Below are 16,746 nucleotides of genomic sequence, written 5' to 3' on the forward strand. Positions count from 1 at the left end.
CGCACGCATACGATGTGCGCGACGTCTTCCTTCCGACTCCCGATCGATAGGTCCTGCCGAAGATGAGCCTCACGAGCACCGCACACCAGCTGGTCACTCTCGCCTCCGAGGGCGGCGAGCACGGTGGCAACCACGAAAGCCTCAGCCCGTACGTGACCGGCGGCGGTGCATTCATCGCGCTGCTGCTCCTGCTGTGGATCACCACCCGCTTCAACCGCGACCGCTGAAACGAAGGCGAACAGCTGTGCCAGTAGGCTCTGCACGCATGGGAGAGCAGGAAGTGCCTACCGGCCGCGGAAAGCGCCGACTCGGCGTGATGGGCGGGACGTTTGACCCGATTCATCATGGACACCTGGTGGCGGCCAGTGAAGTGGCCGCCCAGTTCCACCTCGACGAGGTGATCTTCGTACCGACCGGGCAGCCGTGGCAGAAGAGCCACAAGCACGTCTCCCCGGCCGAGGACCGCTATCTGATGACGGTCATCGCGACGGCGTCCAACCCGCAGTTCTCGGTCAGCCGGAGCGACATCGACCGCAGCGGTCCCACGTACACCATCGACACGCTGCGGGACCTGCGCGCGATCCACGGCGACGCGGACCTCTTCTTCATCACCGGTGCCGACGCGCTCTCCCAGATCCTCACCTGGCGGGACGCGGACGAGCTGTTCTCGCTCTCCCACTTCATCGGCGTGACACGGCCGGGCCATGTGCTCACGGACGCCGGACTGCCGGAGGGCGGGGTCTCCCTCGTCGAGGTTCCCGCGCTCGCTATCTCGTCCACCGACTGCCGTGAGAGGGTCGCGCAGGGGGATCCGGTCTGGTACCTGGTGCCGGACGGTGTGGTCCGCTACATCGACAAGCGCCAGCTGTACCGCGGCGAATGAGCGACGCAGAGGGGCACCGGTGAACGACCGACAGAACGCGTACGACCCGTACTACCAGCAGCCGCAGATCATCGGCTACGACGAGTACGGCCAGCCGGTGTACCAGCAGCCGCAGCAGGTCCAGCAGCAGCCGTACGACCCGTACGCCTCCCAGCAGCCGCAGCAGCCGCAGCAGTCGCCACAGGCCGACCAGGGGTACGGATACGACCCGTACGCCCAGCAGCAGCCGCAGTCGCAGCAGCATGTGCAGCCGCAGTCGTACGACCCGTACGCCTCCCAGCAGCCGCAGCCGCCCCAACAGCAGCACCCGCACCAGCCCCAGCACCCGCAACAGCAGGCGTACGGCGGCTATGACGGCTACGGCTACGACACCGGCCGGCAGCCTGCCGCGGTCGATACCACCCAGCAGTGGAACATCCCGCAACAGGCGGCCCCTCAGCCCGCACCTGCCGCACCTGCCGCACCTGCCGCCCCGACCTCGCCGGAGTCCGCTCCCGAGCCCGGCGCCGGCGACGAGCCGGACGCCGCCGTCCCCGGGCAGCGCCGTGCCGACCGCGACTACCGCACCGAGCAGTTCTCCTTCATCGAGGAGCCCGACGAGGACTCCGAAGACGTCATCGACTGGCTGAAGTTCACCGAGAGCCGCAGCGAGCGACGCGAGGAGGCACGGCGTCGCGGCCGCAACCGCGTGGTCGCGCTGATAGTCGTGGTGGCCCTGATCGTGGTCGGCGGTGTCGGCTACCTCTGGTCCGCCGGAAAGATCCCGGGCCTGTCCGGCTCGGAAAAGGACAACACGGCATCGACGGGCCCGCAGAAGCGGGACGTCATCGTGGTCCATCTGCACAACACCAAGAAGGGCGGCACCTCCACGGCGCTGCTCGTCGACAATGTGACGACCAAGCAGGGCGCCACGGTCCTGCTCCCCAACTCGCTGGCGGTCGCCGACGACGGCGGCGCCACGACCACCCTCGGCAAGTCCGTCGACGACGACGGCGCCACCGGCACCCGCGAGTCCATCGACACCCTGCTCGGCACCGACATCAGCGGTACGTGGCGGCTCGACACCCCGTACCTGGAGACCCTGGTCGACCTGATCGGCAGCATCGAGGTCGACACCGACACCGAGGTGCCGGACGCGAAGAAGGGGGCCGCCCCCCTGGTGAAGAAGGGCGAGGCGCAGACCCTGAGCGGGCAGATGGCCGTCGCGTACGCCACGTACCGGGGGCCGGGCGAGGCCGAGGCGAAGCAGCTCACGCGGTTCGGGGAGGTCATGCGGGGCGTTCTGCGGAAGCTCTCGGACGATCCGAAGGCCGCCACGGTCACCGTGCAGACGCTGGGGCAGATCCTCGACCCGTCGCTCCCCGAGAAGGACCTGGCGGCCTCCCTGGCGAAGCTCGCCGAGCACGCCAAGGTCGGCGACTACAAGACGGCACTGCTGCCCGTCCAGGACGACGGGTCGCTCACCGAAGCGGCCACCGAGAGCGTCGTCAAGGACATCCTGGGCGGCACGGTCAAGGCTCCGGCCGCCGACGCGGCTGTCCGGGTCGGTGTCAGGAACGGCACCGGGAACACGGACGGCACGGAGTCCGCGCGGATCAGGCTGATCAACGGCGGCTACACCTTCGTCGGCGGCGGAACGGCCGACCCGGCGACGACGTCCGAGGTCGTCTACAAGGCCGCGACGGACAAGGGGAAGGCGACGCAGGTCGCCAAGACCCTGGGCCTGCCGGTGAACGTGGTGAAGCAGGGCAAGCCCGCCGCGAACGCGGATGTGTCGGTCGTGCTCGGCCAGGACTACAAGATCAAATAGGCGGCATCCGGCCGCTCGGGCGATGTGGATCCCATCCGCGAACAATCGCTGCGTGGGCTGTCGGCGGTCCGTGAGACCCTAGAGGTTGACCTGACCGCCGACGAAAGCCTGCTTGTGACCGCCACGGACCGCTCCATCGAGCTCATCAACGCCGCCGCTCAGGCGGCCGCCGACCGGCTCGCGCACGACATCATTGCGTACGACGTCAGCGACGTGCTGTCGATCACGGACGCCTTCCTGCTGGCCTCGGCCCCCAACGACCGCCAGGTCAAGTCGATCGTCGACGAGATCGAGGAGCGGCTCCAGAAGGAGCTCGGCGCCAAGCCGGTACGCCGCGAGGGCGACCGCGACGCCCGCTGGATCCTCCTCGACTACGTCGACATCGTCATCCACGTCCAGCACAGCGAGGAGCGGGTCTTCTACGCGCTGGAGCGACTCTGGAAGGACTGCCCCGAGATCGCGCTTCCCGAGGACGCCGTCAAGACCCGTGGGAAGGCCGAGGAGCACGCCCGGCTCACCGGCGGCACGGAAGGTGAGCAGAGCTGAACAGCGGCGGAAGCGGCAGGGGCCGCAGGATCGTCCTCTGGCGTCACGGCCAGACGGCCTGGAACCTGGAGCGCAGGTTCCAGGGCTCCACGGACATCGCGCTCACCGATGCCGGAGTCGGGCAGGCCCAGCGGGCCGCCCGGCTGCTGGCCTCGCTGAAGCCGGACGCGATCGTCGCCTCCGATCTGCAGCGGGCGGCGGCCACCGCCGCCGAGCTCGCCGCGATCACCGGCCTCGAAGTCGCACACGACGCGGGGCTGCGCGAGACCTACGCGGGTGCCTGGCAGGGCCTCACCCACGAGGAGATCGTCGGGCAGTACGGCGAGCAGTACGCCGCCTGGAAGCGCGGCGAGCCCGTGCGCCGCGGCGGCGGTGAGCTGGAGACCGAGGTCGCCGACCGGGCCGCCCCGGTCGTCCTCGGACACGCCGACAAGCTGCCCGAGAACGGCACGCTGGTCGTGGTCAGCCACGGCGGCACCATCCGCACCACCATCGGCCGGCTGCTCGGCCTGGAGGCGCACCACTGGGAAGGTCTCGGCGGGCTCACCAACTGCTGCTGGTCGGTGCTGGGCGAGGGGGCGCGCGGATGGCGCCTGCTGGAGCACAACGCCGGCACGCTGCCCGAGCCGGTGCTCGGCGACGACACCTGAGGGCTGCCCCGCAGCCCCTGGCGGCCGGATTTCACTTTCCGGCAGGTCACAGGCTAAAGTTCTTCTTGTTCGCGGCGCGGAAACGCAGAGAAGCACAGCGAACAACGGGGCTATAGCTCAGTTGGTAGAGCGCCTGCATGGCATGCAGGAGGTCAGGAGTTCAATTCTCCTTAGCTCCACAATCAGGATCCCGTCCCCATAAGGGGGCGGGATCTTTTGCGTTCTCTGCTAGTGAAGCTTCCCTGCGGCTTCCCTGCGGCTTCCCTGCGGTTCCTTGTGGCCCCTCACCCTGCCCGGCGCCGCCGCAACGCGGCGACCCGTTCTCCGCTGTCCTCGTCGGCCGGGGTGTACGCCACGATCCGGCACTCCGGCAGCCCGTTGACGGACAACGACACCGAGGTCATCCGGATCTCCCCGGGCAGTGCCCAGTGCCGGAAGGTCTTCACCCGAGGTCCGGGCGGGGCGACGTTCCCACTGCGCCACAGCTCGGCGAAGTACGGACTGGCGGCCGAGAGCCGTTCGACGAACGACTCCCAGGCGGGCTCGCCCGCATGGCGCCCGTACGCGCCCCGCAGCGTGGCCACCATGATCGGCAGCTCCTGCGTCCGGTGGACCACGGGACAGGCGTCCTCGGACGCCGTGAACAGCGTCCACAGCACGTTGCGTATCCCCGTTCCCACGATCTCCGGGACGGCGAACAGATCGCGATAGGCGGGGTTGGTGGCAAGGATGTCGTATCGCGTGTTGTAGACCACGGCGGGATGGGGGTCGAGCGCGTCGATGATGCCCTGGATCTCCGGCCCCACCTCGAAGACGTCGGACTGTCTGCCGGGCACGCAGGCCACCTCCGCCAGGTGGTAGAGGTGTTCGCGTTCCGACGCGTCCAGCCGGAGCGTGCGCGCCACGGCGTCCAGTACCTGCGGTGACGCGTTGATGGGACGGCCCTGTTCCAGCCAGGTGTACCAGGTGACGCCGACGCCGGAGAGCTGCGCGACCTCCTCGCGACGCAGGCCGGGGGTGCGGCGGCGCAACCCGGGGGCCATGCCCACATCGGCGGGTGTCACCCGCGCCCGGCGATTGCGCAGAAACGCAGCGAGCTCCGGGCGCCGCCGGTGCCGGCTCGTCCTGGGTGCCGCCCGTCCGCCCGCCCGGTCCGCAGTCCGGCCCGTAGTCCGGTCCGCCGCCTGATGTGTCGTCACCGTTGCCACGCCCCCCATGTTCGGTGACCCGTGAGGGAGTTGCCAGGTGCTGTCGGTACCAGCATCAGCGGGCTCTCGTTACCCGTATTCGGCCGGGGCCAGGCTCGATGTCATGACGACGGCATCCGAGGCAACTCCACGTTCCGCAACCAGTAAAGACCCCGCCACTGACAACCGCTCCGGGAGAGTGCTCGCCCTGGTGCTCGCTGCCCAGTTCATGGCGCTGCTCGACATCTTCATCGTCAACGTCGCCGCCCCGACGATCCGCAGCGAACTCCACGCCTCCGGCGCCGGGTTGCAGCTCGTCGTGGCCGGCTACACCATCACGTACGCGGTGCTGCTCATCACCGGCGCCAGGCTCGGCGACCTGCTCGGACACGGCCGGGCCCATCTGGTCGGGCTCGGCCTCTTCACCGCGGCCTCGCTGGCCTGCGGACTCGCTGCGGGAACGGGGCAGCTGATCGCCTTCCGGCTGGTGCAGGGCGCGGCCGCGGCGGTGATGATTCCGCAGGTGCTCAGCCTCATCCAGCGCCACTTCACCGGCGAGGCACGGATCAGGGCACTCGGCGCCTACAGCGCGGTGCTCGCCACCGGGGCGGCCGCCGGGCAGGTGCTCGGCGGGGTACTGGTCAGCGCCGATCTCTTCGGTGCGGGCTGGCGGCCGGTCTTCCTGGTCAACGTGCCCATCGGGCTCGTTCTGCTGGTGCTCGGCCGCCGTGTGCTGCCGCGCGAGCCGCGCACCGCGCCCGGCAGGGTCCAGGCCCGGGCCCGAGGCCTCGATCTGCCGGGGCTGGTCCTGCTCGCCGCCGCAGTCACGCTGCTCACCGTCCCCCTGGTGCTCGGGCAGGAACTGGACTGGCCGCTCTGGTCCCGGTTCTGCATGGCCGTCTCCGTGGGGCTCTTCGCCGTCTTCGCGGCGTACGAGTCGCGGCTGGCCGCGCGCGGTGGTGCGCCCCTGATCGCCCCCGGGGTGCTGCGCGTTCCCGGTATCGCCCGGGCGGCGCTGCGCATTCTCCTGGTGATGGCGATCAACGGCGGCTTCCTCTTTGCCATGACGCTGCACGTTCAGGGAGGTCTGGGCTGTTCACCGCTGCGGGCGGGGCTGATGTTCGCACCGACGGCGCTGGTGTTCGGCGTGGCCGGGCTCACCTGGCGACGGTGGCCCGCCGGGCTCCAAAGGGCCCTGGTGCCCGGCGGGTTCGTACTCGTGGCGGTCGCCTCCTTGGCCGTCGGGCTCCTGATGCGTGGGGGCGGCGACGGCGGGCCCGTGCTGTATGCGGCCTTCGCGGCGATGGGTGTCGGCCTGGCGCTCGGCTTCAGCCCCACCCTTACCAGGGCGCTGGCGGACGTGCGTCCCAAGGACGCGGCCGACGCGAGCGGCGTACTGGTGACGGTCACCCAGCTCGGACAGCTGACCGGGGTCGCCGCGTTCGGCACGCTCTACCTCAACCGCCTTGATGCACAAGGGGCCCAGGGGTCGGGGCAGGCGTTGTGGGCGTGTGCGCTCGCGCTCTCCGCAGCCGCTGTGGCAGGTGCGGCGGCGGGTCTCGTACGGCGTCGGTGAGTGGCCGGTTCTCCGGCGGGCTGCCCCTCTTGCGGGCTCATGGCAGAATCGGAGCGCCGGAGGGGGCGACGGACCGAACGGGAGGGAGCGCGATGCCTGCGAGCCGCCACGAGGTCCCGGACCTGCTCCTTGTCCCCGGATTCCGTGCAGCCCCCGAGAGCGGCGGGACGTTCTTCATGTGCACCGCCCGCGGCCAAAGCCGGAGCTGACCCATGGGTGCACACAGGCGGAAATGTGACTGGTGCGGCAGCGGTACGCCCATCGTCAGGGACATGGACCCGATCAATCCGGAGTTCCAGTACTGGTGCGAGGAGTGTGCGCGGGCGCTGATCATAAAGGGCGACCCGATCGAGACCTATCGGGAGCTGGAGGGGGAGCCGATCTACGGTCGGCTGTTGGAGGAGCATTGCACGCTCAAACGCTTCTACTCCTTCGCCACGGCCTGACTCCTCCGGCTCCGCCGGCCTAGGCCCAGGTGGTGCAGAACGGGTCAAATCGATACGGCCGGGAATCGATTTGGTGGACTGGTGGGGTCACCGGTAATGTTCTCGATGTCGCCAGGGAAACCGGGCGGAACACAGCACGGGGCTATAGCTCAGTTGGTAGAGCGCCTGCATGGCATGCAGGAGGTCAGGAGTTCAATTCTCCTTAGCTCCACAGTGAAGAACGAGAAGCGGGTCACCCACACAGGGTGGCCCGCTTCTCTCGTTGGTTCACTTGCCCGTCTGCCCGTCTGGCTTCTATCGCCTGTCTGTCCGTCGTATGTCGATGCCGGGAAGCCGGAGTTCCGTCGTACGGCGGTTCCGCACCCCGTCCATGGTTCGGTCGTGCCCGGCCCGGCTCCGGGGCCGTGCGGTACCCTGACGCCATGCGTGCCGTACGCCTTCTGCTTAGCGAGCCGCGCTGATCAGTCCCGACCGGTGAGAACGCCTGGTCGGAATCAGCGCGGCGTCCCCTCCTGTGCGAGGGGATTTTTCGTTTCCGTAGACGCGTGTCCGTAGAGATGGGCGCCGGCAGATGACGATCGATGGAGCTTTGAGGATCATGAGCGAGACGACTTCCGCAGCCGAGACGGCTGCGCCGCACCGCTACACGGCGGCGATGGCCGCCGACATCGAGGCACGCTGGCAGGACTTCTGGGACGCCGAGGGCACGTACGAGGCGCCGAATCCGACCGGCGACCTGGCCGGCGATCCCGAGCTGGCCGCCAGGCCGAAGAAGTTCATCATGGACATGTTCCCGTACCCCTCGGGTGCGGGCCTGCACGTCGGTCACCCGCTGGGCTACATCGCCACCGATGTCTTCGCCCGCCACCAGCGCATGACCGGGCACAACGTGCTGCACACCCTGGGCTTCGACGCCTTCGGCCTGCCCGCGGAGCAGTACGCGGTACAGACCGGCACGCACCCGCGGGTCTCCACCGAGGCCAACATCGAGAACATGACCGCCCAGCTGCGCCGGCTGGGCCTGGGCCACGACAAGCGCCGCTCGTTCGCCACGATCGAGTCGGAGTACTACAAGTGGACCCAGTGGATCTTCCTGCAGATCTTCAACTCCTGGTACGACGCCGAGGCCGACCGCGCCCGCCCGATCGCCGAGCTGGTCGAGCAGTTCGAGAGCGGTGCGTGCCCCACCCCGGACGGCCGTGACTGGAGCGCGCTGAGCGCCATCGAGCGCGCGGACGTCCTGGGCGGGTACCGCCTGGCGTACGCCTCCGACGCGCCCGTCAACTGGTCGCCCGGCCTGGGCACCGTCCTGGCCAACGAAGAGGTGACGGCCGACGGTCGCTCCGAGCGCGGCAACTTCCCCGTCTTCAAGGCCAAGCTGCGTCAGTGGAACATGCGTATCACCGCCTACGCCGACCGGCTGCTGAACGACCTGGACGGGCTGGACTGGCCCGAGGCGATCAAGCTGCAGCAGCGCAACTGGATCGGGCGCTCCGAAGGCGCGCGCGTCGACTTCCCGGTCGACGGTTCCGACAGCATCACCGTCTTCACCACCCGCCAGGACACCCTGTTCGGTGCCACCTACATGGTGCTGGCGCCCGAGCACGAGCTGGTCGAACGGATCATTCCGGCCGCCTGGCCCGAGGGCACCCACGCGGTGTGGACCGGCGGATACGCGTCCCCGGCCGAGGCCGTCGCCGCCTACCGCAAGCTGGCCGCCGCCAAGTCCGACGTGGAGCGGCAGGCCGAGGCCAAGGACAAGACCGGTGTCTTCACCGGCGCGTACGCGACCAACCCGGTCAGCGGCGAGAAGGTACCCGTCTTCATCGCCGACTACGTACTGATGGGCTACGGCACCGGCGCGATCATGGCCGTACCGGCGCACGACGCGCGCGACTTCGCCTTCGCGCGCGCCTTCGAGCTGCCGATGCGCTGTGTCGTCGAGCCGTCGGACGACCGTGGCACGGACCCCTCGACGTGGGAGGACGCCTTCGCCTCGTACGACGCGAAGTTGGTCAACTCCGCCAACGACGAGATCTCGCTGGACGGCCTGGGCGTCGTCGACGCCAAGGCGCGGATCACCGAATGGCTGACGACGCACGGCGTCGGCGAGGGCACCGTCAACTTCCGGCTGCGTGACTGGCTGTTCAGCCGTCAGCGCTACTGGGGCGAGCCCTTCCCGATCGTCTACGACGAGGACGGCATCGCCCACCCGCTGCCCGAGTCGATGCTGCCCCTGGAGCTGCCGGAGGTCGACGACTACTCGCCGCGCACCTTCGACCCCGAGGACGCCGACACCCGGCCCGAGACGCCGCTGTCCCGGAACGCCGACTGGGTCAACGTCACCCTGGACCTGGGCGACGGCAGCGGTCCCAAGAAGTACCGCCGTGAGACCAACACCATGCCCAACTGGGCGGGATCCTGCTGGTACGAGCTGCGCTATCTGGACCCGAACAACGACCAGAAGCTGGTCGACCCGGCGATCGAGCAGTACTGGATGGGGCCGCGCGAGGGGCAGCCGACCGGTGGCGTCGACCTGTACGTCGGCGGCGCCGAGCACGCCGTACTGCACCTGCTGTACGCCCGTTTCTGGTCCAAGGTCCTGCACGACCTGGGGCACATCTCGTCCGCCGAGCCGTTCCACAAGCTGTACAACCAGGGCATGATCCAGGCGTTCGTCTACCGGGACAGCCGCGGCATCGCGGTCCCGGCCGCCGAGGTCGAGGAGCGCGACGGACAGTTCTACTACCAGGGCGAGAAGGTCAGCCGCGTTCTGGGCAAGATGGGCAAGTCCCTGAAGAACGCCGTCACGCCCGACGAGATCTGCACCGAGTACGGTGCGGACACGCTGCGCCTGTACGAGATGGCGATGGGCCCGCTGGACGTGTCGCGGCCGTGGGACACGCGCGCCGTCGTCGGCCAGTACCGGCTGCTGCAGCGGCTGTGGCGCAATGTCGTCGACGAGGAGACCGGTGAGGTCACCGTCGTCGACACGGAGCCGGGCGAGGAGACGCTGCGTGCGCTGCACAAGGCCATCGACGGGGTCGGCCAGGACATGGCCGGGATGCGTTTCAACACGGCGATCGCCAAGGTCACCGAGCTGAACAACCACCTGACCAAGGCGGGCGGGCCGCTGTCCCGGTCCGTCGCCGAGCCGCTGGTGCTGCTGGTCGCGCCGCTGGCACCGCACATCGCCGAGGAGCTGTGGCGCCGACTGGGCCACACCGGGTCGGTCGTGCACCAGGACTTCCCGGTCGCCGATCCGGCGTACGTCGTGGACGAGACCGTGACCTGTGTCGTGCAGGTCAAGGGCAAGGTCAAGGCGCGCCTGGAGATCTCCCCGTCGATCACGGACGAGGAGCTGGAGGCGCTGGCGCTGGCCGACCCGGCCGTGGTGGCGGCGCTGGACGGTGCGGGCATCCGCAAGGTGATCGTCCGGGCACCGAAGCTGGTCAACATCGTCCCGGCATGATGGCGTGGCGTACCGCGTGAGGCGCTGACCGGGCCGCGCGCGACGGTGTGGGGGTGTTCCCCTACGGGCAGGTTGAGGGTTCCGGTGGAACCCTCGACCTGCCCTTTCCGTTTACGGTGGAGGGGCCGGTACCGGCGGCCGAGACGACATCCGAGGGGCGCTCATGGAATCCGTGATCCTGATTCTGGGGTTGCTCTTCTTCGCGTTCGTGGCCCTGGGCGTGTACGCGGGTGTCAAAGCCATCGGCGCGGCGAAGCGCGGCGTGGACCGGACGATGGCCCAGGCACGCCGCACCGTCGAGGAGACCACGCTGCGGGCGAAGAGCTATGGGCAGACGGGCGTGGGTGGAGAGCTGGCACAGCTGCGGCTTGCACTGCGGACATCCATGCGGGCCACGCAGGAGGCGTTGCAGGCCGGAGCCGCCGAGGACGCCTCGCTCTCGGAGGCGCTGGGCCTTTTCCAGCGGCTGAGTGTGCACGGCCGGGAGCTGGACGAGGAGCTGAAGAAGCTGGAGCGCGAGCCCGACCGGGCGACCGTCGCCTCGCTGCTGCCGAGCCTGAAGCAGCGTACGGAGCGGATCACCCATTCCGCGGATTCGCTGCGGTGGGCCGCGCGTGACCGGGCACGGCAGTTCTCCGACGACTCGCTGGACGCGCTGAACGCACAGATCGACGTGGAGGCGGGGGCGCTCCGGCACTGGACGGTGGAGCCGGACGCACCGGGCCAGGGGCGGGGCGGCGGGCCACAGGGTGACGCGAGCGGGCCGAACCGGGGACCGGAGCAGGAGCAGCGACCGGGGCAGATGCAGGGGCAGGAACCGCGACCGGGACAGGGCCGGCAGCCGGGGCAGGGGAGTGGGCCGGCCGACGGCGCGGCGCGGGCGATCACGGCCCCCGATCCGCGACGGCAGACCGGATACCCGTGGCAGAAGGCTCCCCGGCCCGAAACGACGAACTGACACGTTCGATGACCGGCGGTGACCGGATGCGGTCCGATGAGATCAGGAGAGATCATTCGGTCGGGGTCGGACTGCCAGGACACGGACTCGCCAGGTAACCTCCCGCTCATGTCCCGCCATGTCGCGATCGTCACCGATTCCACGGCCTACCTGCCGCCCGAGACGATGGAGCGGCACGGCATCACCGCGGTGCCGCTGACCGTCGTCCTCGGAGATCAGGCTCTGGAGGACGGTACCGAGATCTCGGCCCGTTCCCTTGCGGTGGCGCTCCAGAAGCGTCGTCCCGTGACCACGTCCCGGCCGAGTCCCGAGGTGTTCGCCGCCGCGTACCGGGCGGCGGCCGAGGCGGGGGCCACCGGCATCGTCTCGCTGCATCTCTCGGCCGAGATCTCGGGCACGTACGACGCGGCCCTGCTCGCGGCGAAGGAGGCGCTGGTTCCGGTCCGTGTGGTGGACACCGGGATGGTCGCCATGGCCCTCGGATTCTGCGCCCTGGCATCCGCGGAGACGGCGGAGGCGGGCGGAAGCCTGGACGAGGCGGTCGCGGCCGCGGAGAAGCGGGCCGCGGGCACCTCGGCGTACTTCTACGTCGACACGCTGGACTACCTGCGGCGCGGTGGCCGCATCGGTGCCGCACAGGCGCTGCTGGGATCGGCTCTCGCGGTGAAGCCGCTGCTCCAGCTCGACGGCGGGCGCATCGAACTGCTGGAGAAGGTACGGACGGCCTCGAAGGCGATCGCGCGCCTGGAGGAGATCGTCGCGGAGCGCGCGGGCAGCGGCCGCGTGGACATCGCCGTGCACCACCTCGCGGCCCCCGAGCGGGCGGAGCGGCTCGCCGAGCGACTGCGTGAGCGGGTGCCGGGGCTGGTCGACCTGCATGTGAGCGAGGTGGGTGCGGTGATCGGTGCGCACACCGGACCCGGTCTGCTGGGGGCAGTGGTCTCGCCGCGCTGATCGGCCGACGAGGCGGGCGGCTGGGCGGCCGGGAGGTCGGGTAGCCGGGAGGTCGGGCGGGGCTCGGTCGGGCGGGCAGGAGGCTGGGCGGGGGTCGGCCGGGCCTGGTGACGTCTTGCGCGTTCCGGGTGGTTTGGGTGTCGTGCGTGCCCTGTGTGCTCTGGATGCCTCGGGCGCTCCGCGTGCTTTGGTTGCTTCGGGCGTCACTCCGATGAGTGGTCGAGATATCCACAACTGGTCGGTTGTCCACCGGAATCAGACCTGCTCGGCGGATTCGGGCGGATGTGCCTACCGTCGTGAGGCATGGCACCCCGATCACATCGTGCAACCAGCGGAAGCGGCAGTGGCCCCGGTCGGGCCCCGGCCTCGGACGGTCGTGTCCGTAGCGGCCCCGGTACCGGACCAGGTGTCGGCGCCGGACCGGGCTCGGGCCCCGGGCCCGGTCGGCGACGGTCGTCGCGCCGTGCAGCGGACACGGTGGCTGCGGCGTCGCGGCGTCGGGCGGACGCGCTTATGACGGGGGCGTACGGAGGGCGGGTCGCGCGGCCTGTGCTGGGGGTTGCCCCGACTCCGGTTTCGGCGCCGGACTCGTCTCCGGTTTCCTCTCCGGTCACGCGCCCAAGCTCAAGCCCGAGTCCACGCCCAGGTCACGGCCCGAGTCCGAGCCCGAGTCCGAGCCCGAGCCCGAGCCCGAATCCAAGCCCAAGGCCGGTTGGGGCTGCGGCTGGTGCTTCCATTTCTGAGCGGGGCTCGTCGCCCTCGTCCTCGTCCTCGTCCTCGTCCTCGGTTTCGGTTTCGGTTTCGGCCACCGTTCCGGTTTCCGAAGGGGTGGGGCGGTGGCGGCAGAGGGTGGTTCCCGCGTTGCGGGAGCGGCTTCCGCTGTGGTTGCAGCTCAGATGTGGTCTGGAGCCAAAGACTCTTGCTGCGTTGGCCGTTGTGCTGGTCGCGGCCGGAGTTTTTGCCGCAGTGCACTTCTGGTCCGCTCGCCCACAGTCCGTGCGTGCGCCCGAGCCGGTCGCGGAGGCCGCGTCCGCCCGGACGTCGCCTCCGACGGCGGACGGCGCCGGGGGGCCGGAGCCGTCGCCGGGACCGCCGCCAGGGGCGGGGCCGGGCGGACACATTGTCGTTGACGTGAGCGGAAAGGTGCGAAGGCCTGGTATCCGTCAACTGCCTTCCGGAGCAAGGGTCGCCGATGCGTTACGCGCGGCGGGCGGAGTCCGGGACGGAGCGGACCTGACCGGACTCAACCGGGCGCGGGTGCTCATGGACGGGGAACAGATCGTGGTGGGCACCCCGCCAGGGTCTCCAACTGCCGGTGGGGCGGCAGGCGTCGCGACGGGCAGCGGCGGCGGGAGCGCTGCGGCCGGTCCGGTCAGCCTCAACACCGCGACTGTCGAACAGTTGGACACACTGCCGGGTGTCGGCCCGGTTCTGGCCCAGCACATCGTCGACTACCGCACACAGCACGGCGGCTTCCGTTCCGTCGATGAACTGCGTGAGGTCAACGGGATCGGTGACCGCAGGTTCGCCGACCTCCAGCCATTGGTGGGGCCATGAGCCACCTGGACGTCCATGCGGCGTCCGGCGGTCGACTCGGCGCCTCCGAACCGCGGCAGGAGGGTCCGGCCGATCTCCGCCTGGTTCCGCCTGCCGTGGCGGCCTGGGCCGGAGCGGCACTGGCGCTGAGTGCGCCAGGGTGGTGGACGACGGTGGGTGTGCTCCTCTGCGTGGGTGCGGCCATGGTGCTCCTGGCCATGTCGGGGGCGTCCGGAACCCGTGTGCTGCGCAGAGAGGCGGCCGGTGCCTCACCAGACAGACCCTCCTCCGATGCCGATGCCGATGCCGATGCCGATGCCGATGCCGATGCCGGGGCGAACGCTGATGCCCATGCCCATGCCCATGCTGATGTTGATGCGGACGGGGATGCGGGCGCCGACACTACGGACAGCGCTGCGGCAGACGGGCGGCGGTGGTGGTCGCGGGCCACGGCTACCGCCACCGCCGGGGCGTTGCTCTGTGCGGCGGTCGGGGCAGCGGCGGCCGGATTGCACAGTGCGGATGTACGGCAGGGGCCGGTCCACGAGCTGGCGGAGCGGTTCGCGACGGTCGAGGTGGAGCTCACGGTGACGTCCGATGCCCGGCGGACCACGCCCCGGGTGCGGGGCGACCACAGCACACCCGTCGCCCTCCTCATGGATGCTGAGATCACCCGGCTGACCGGTCCCGACGGTGCGGTCACCGGGCTGAGTACGCCAGTGCTGCTGATCGTCTCGCCCGGCGGGTCGGCGGGACCGTGGCAGCAGTTGCTCCCCTCCACACACCTGCGTGTCGGCGGCCGACTGTCACCACCCCTGCACGACGGGGAGCGCAGTGCCGCCGTCCTGCGCCCCGAGGGCAAGGGGCCGCCTCGCGTCATCGGGCCTCCCTCCGTCCTCCAGCGCACGGCAGGCACGCTGCGCGGCGGGCTGCGACAGGCGACCGAGCGGCTCGATCCCGATGCAAGGGCCCTGCTGCCTGGGCTGGTGGTCGGTGACACCTCACGGATCACCCCCGAACTGCACGAGGCGTTCAAGGCCGCCGATCTCACCCACCTGATGGCCGTCTCCGGCTCCAACCTGGCGATCCTGCTCGTCCTCCTCATCGGGCCACCAGGCATGGCCCTCCGCGCCGAACGACGCGGGCTGGCACCCCGGTTGGGCATTTCGCTGCGGCTCACGGCGCTGCTCGGCGGCGGGCTCACGCTGGCCTTCGTCATCGTCTGCCGACCCGAGCCGAGCGTTCTGCGGGCGGCGGCGTGCGGGCTGATCACCCTGCTGGCCATTGGTACGGGGCGGCGGAGATCACTGATCCCGGCGCTGGCGGCCGCAGTCCTGTTGCTGATCTTCTACGACCCGTGGATGGCGCGCAGTTACGGTTTCATCCTCTCCGTGCTGGCCACCGGCGCCCTGCTGACCATCGCCCCGAAATGGAGCGATGCGCTGCAACGGCGCGGAGTTCCGGCCAGGCTCGCCGAGGCGCTGGCCGCGGCGGCCGCCGCGCAGGCGGTGTGCGCGCCGGTGGTCGTGCTGCTCGCTTCGCGGGTCAGCCTGGTGGCGATCCCGTGCAATCTGCTGGCCGAGATGGCGGTGCCGCCGGCCACGATCCTCGGGTTCGCCGCGCTCGCCCTGGCGCCGGTGGCCATGCCGGCGGCGGAGTTGCTCGCCAGGATCGCGGGGTGGCCTGCCGGTTGGATCGCTTCGGTTGCCCGCACCGGGGCGGCCCTGCCCGGGGCGGAGATCGGCTGGCCCGACGGTGGGAAGGGCGCGGTGCTGCTCACCGCGCTGACCGCTCTGGTGGTGCTCCTCGCCCGCCGGATCGTGCGCCGCCCCTGGGTCTGCTCGGCCGCCGCGCTGCTGCTGGTTCTCGCGGTGCTGCGTCCGGTGCCGCTCACCCGGATGCTGACCGGATGGCCGCCGCCGGGCTGGGCGTTCGCGATGTGCGATGTGGGGCAGGGGGACGCCCTGGTGCTGGCGGCGGGGGACGGTGCGGGGGTGGTCGTCGATGCGGGTCCCGATCCTTCACTCGTCGACCGGTGCCTTGGTGATCTCGGCATCACCGAGGTGCCGTTCCTGGTCCTCACGCACTTTCACGCCGACCACGTGCGGGGCCTGCCCGGGGTGTTGCGGGGCAGGGCAGTGGGTGCGATCGAGACGACGAGCCTGGACGAACCGCCGGACCAGGCCGCGTTCGTACGGAGGACGGCGGCCGAATCACACGTCCCTCTGGTCCGGGCCGTCCTGGGGGAGCGCCGCCGGATCGGGGCGCTCGACTGGCGGGTCCTCTGGCCGGCGAGCGCCACGGGGCCCGGCGGAATACCGGCGGGCCCGGGTGCCGGTCCCGTACCGCTGGAGCCGAACGACGCCAGTGTCACCCTGTACGTCCGGGCCGGAGGGCTGACCTTGTTGCTGCTGGGGGACCTCGAACCGGAGGCCCAGCAGGGGGTGCTGCGCAGATATCCCGTGCTGCCGAGGGTGGATGTGCTCAAGGTCGCGCATCACGGCTCCGCCCATCAGGACCCGGCGCTGCTGCGCAGCACGCACCCGAGGCTCGCCCTGGTGAGCGTGGGAAGGGACAACCCGTACGGCCATCCGGCACCGCGTACCGTCGATGCGCTCAGGGCGGGCGGCGCCGTGGTGCTGCGTACGGACACCGATGGTGCGATCGCCGTGACGGGTGTCGGGTCGGGGCTGCGGGCGGTGGGCCGGTCGTGACGGCCGGCACTACG

13 protein-coding genes and 2 tRNA genes are annotated in these 16,746 nt (G+C 70.4%); 14 read left to right on the forward strand and 1 reads right to left on the reverse strand.

Annotation, left to right across the window (positions count from 1 at the left end; translation table 11 throughout):
• The first annotated feature begins 62 nt into the window (after positions 1-62).
• The 6 genes from ACGF8B_RS28055 to ACGF8B_RS28080 all read left to right on the forward strand — a co-directional run bounded on the left by ACGF8B_RS28055 (position 63) and on the right by ACGF8B_RS28080 (position 4,068).
• Positions 63-227 (forward strand): hypothetical protein, encoded by a 165-nt coding sequence (locus ACGF8B_RS28055; protein WP_164495212.1) that lies wholly within the window; start codon positions 63-65, stop codon positions 225-227.
• A 38-nt stretch (positions 228-265) separates the two neighbouring features.
• Positions 266-883 (forward strand): nicotinate-nucleotide adenylyltransferase, encoded by a 618-nt coding sequence (nadD, locus tag ACGF8B_RS28060; protein WP_124717753.1) that lies wholly within the window; start codon positions 266-268, stop codon positions 881-883.
• A 19-nt stretch (positions 884-902) separates the two neighbouring features.
• On the forward strand, positions 903-2,693 hold the full coding sequence (locus ACGF8B_RS28065) for an LCP family protein (RefSeq protein ID WP_392743931.1): 1,791 nt from the start codon (positions 903-905) through the stop codon (positions 2,691-2,693).
• 114 nt (positions 2,694-2,807) lie between these two features.
• On the forward strand, positions 2,808-3,239 hold the full coding sequence (gene rsfS, locus ACGF8B_RS28070; protein ID WP_342285435.1) for a ribosome silencing factor: 432 nt from the start codon (positions 2,808-2,810) through the stop codon (positions 3,237-3,239).
• Positions 3,236-3,889 carry a histidine phosphatase family protein gene (locus tag ACGF8B_RS28075; protein ID WP_392744614.1) on the forward strand — a complete coding sequence of 218 codons (654 nt, stop codon included), beginning with the start codon at positions 3,236-3,238 and terminating at the stop codon, positions 3,887-3,889. Before rsfS ends, ACGF8B_RS28075 begins: the two co-directional genes overlap by 4 nt.
• A gap of 106 nt (positions 3,890-3,995) precedes the next feature.
• Positions 3,996-4,068: transfer RNA gene (locus ACGF8B_RS28080), tRNA-Ala, on the forward strand.
• Positions 4,069-4,173: 105 nt separating this feature from the next.
• On the opposite strand, the gene ACGF8B_RS28085 is transcribed toward ACGF8B_RS28080, so the two are convergent.
• A complete protein-coding gene (locus tag ACGF8B_RS28085; protein WP_392743935.1) occupies positions 4,174-5,097 on the reverse strand; it encodes a helix-turn-helix transcriptional regulator in 924 nt (307 codons plus the stop codon).
• Between the two features lie 103 nt (positions 5,098-5,200).
• Here ACGF8B_RS28085 and ACGF8B_RS28090 point away from each other — a divergent pair, with 103 nt between their 5' ends.
• The 8 genes from ACGF8B_RS28090 to ACGF8B_RS28125 all read left to right on the forward strand — a co-directional run bounded on the left by ACGF8B_RS28090 (position 5,201) and on the right by ACGF8B_RS28125 (position 16,732).
• Positions 5,201-6,652 carry an MFS transporter gene (locus tag ACGF8B_RS28090; RefSeq protein WP_392743937.1) on the forward strand — a complete coding sequence of 484 codons (1,452 nt, stop codon included), beginning with the start codon at positions 5,201-5,203 and terminating at the stop codon, positions 6,650-6,652.
• Positions 6,653-6,864: 212 nt separating this feature from the next.
• Entirely contained in the window at positions 6,865-7,098 is a 234-nt protein-coding gene (locus tag ACGF8B_RS28095) for a hypothetical protein (protein WP_114244451.1), read from the forward strand.
• Between the two features lie 138 nt (positions 7,099-7,236).
• Positions 7,237-7,309 (forward strand) — tRNA-Ala (locus ACGF8B_RS28100).
• 387 nt (positions 7,310-7,696) lie between these two features.
• Positions 7,697-10,570: a leucine--tRNA ligase gene (gene leuS / locus ACGF8B_RS28105; protein WP_392743941.1), complete on the forward strand. Its 2,874-nt coding sequence runs from the start codon at positions 7,697-7,699 to the stop codon at positions 10,568-10,570.
• 163 nt (positions 10,571-10,733) lie between these two features.
• Entirely contained in the window at positions 10,734-11,528 is a 795-nt protein-coding gene (locus tag ACGF8B_RS28110) for a hypothetical protein (protein ID WP_392743943.1), read from the forward strand.
• A gap of 108 nt (positions 11,529-11,636) precedes the next feature.
• A complete protein-coding gene (locus ACGF8B_RS28115; protein WP_317863681.1) occupies positions 11,637-12,482 on the forward strand; it encodes a DegV family protein in 846 nt (281 codons plus the stop codon).
• A 1,131-nt stretch (positions 12,483-13,613) separates the two neighbouring features.
• Positions 13,614-14,039 (forward strand): helix-hairpin-helix domain-containing protein, encoded by a 426-nt coding sequence (locus ACGF8B_RS28120; RefSeq protein ID WP_392743946.1) that lies wholly within the window; start codon positions 13,614-13,616, stop codon positions 14,037-14,039.
• Positions 14,036-16,732 carry a ComEC/Rec2 family competence protein gene (locus ACGF8B_RS28125; protein WP_392743948.1) on the forward strand — a complete coding sequence of 899 codons (2,697 nt, stop codon included), beginning with the start codon at positions 14,036-14,038 and terminating at the stop codon, positions 16,730-16,732. The genes ACGF8B_RS28120 and ACGF8B_RS28125 overlap by 4 nt, the downstream gene beginning before the upstream one ends.
• Positions 16,733-16,746 lie beyond the last annotated feature (14 nt).

It is taken from the genome of Streptomyces sp. NPDC047917 (assembly GCF_043204345.1).
In the GTDB taxonomy this organism is placed as follows: Bacteria; Actinomycetota; Actinomycetes; order Streptomycetales; family Streptomycetaceae; genus Streptomyces; species Streptomyces sanglieri.

Excerpts from the sequence above, each read along its gene's own strand:
- ACGF8B_RS28110 (WP_392743943.1), top strand. The coding sequence starts at position 10,734 with ATGGAATCCGTGATCCTGATTCTGGGGTTGCTCTTCTTCGCGTTCGTG.
- leuS (WP_392743941.1), top strand. The coding sequence starts at position 7,697 with ATGAGCGAGACGACTTCCGCAGCCGAGACGGCTGCGCCGCACCGCTAC.
- ACGF8B_RS28095 (WP_114244451.1), top strand. The coding sequence starts at position 6,865 with ATGGGTGCACACAGGCGGAAATGTGACTGGTGCGGCAGCGGTACGCCC.
- ACGF8B_RS28055 (WP_164495212.1), top strand. The coding sequence starts at position 63 with ATGAGCCTCACGAGCACCGCACACCAGCTGGTCACTCTCGCCTCCGAG.
- ACGF8B_RS28115 (WP_317863681.1), top strand. The coding sequence starts at position 11,637 with ATGTCCCGCCATGTCGCGATCGTCACCGATTCCACGGCCTACCTGCCG.
- nadD (WP_124717753.1), top strand. The coding sequence starts at position 266 with ATGGGAGAGCAGGAAGTGCCTACCGGCCGCGGAAAGCGCCGACTCGGC.
- ACGF8B_RS28090 (WP_392743937.1), top strand. The coding sequence starts at position 5,201 with ATGACGACGGCATCCGAGGCAACTCCACGTTCCGCAACCAGTAAAGAC.
- ACGF8B_RS28125 (WP_392743948.1), top strand. The coding sequence starts at position 14,036 with ATGAGCCACCTGGACGTCCATGCGGCGTCCGGCGGTCGACTCGGCGCC.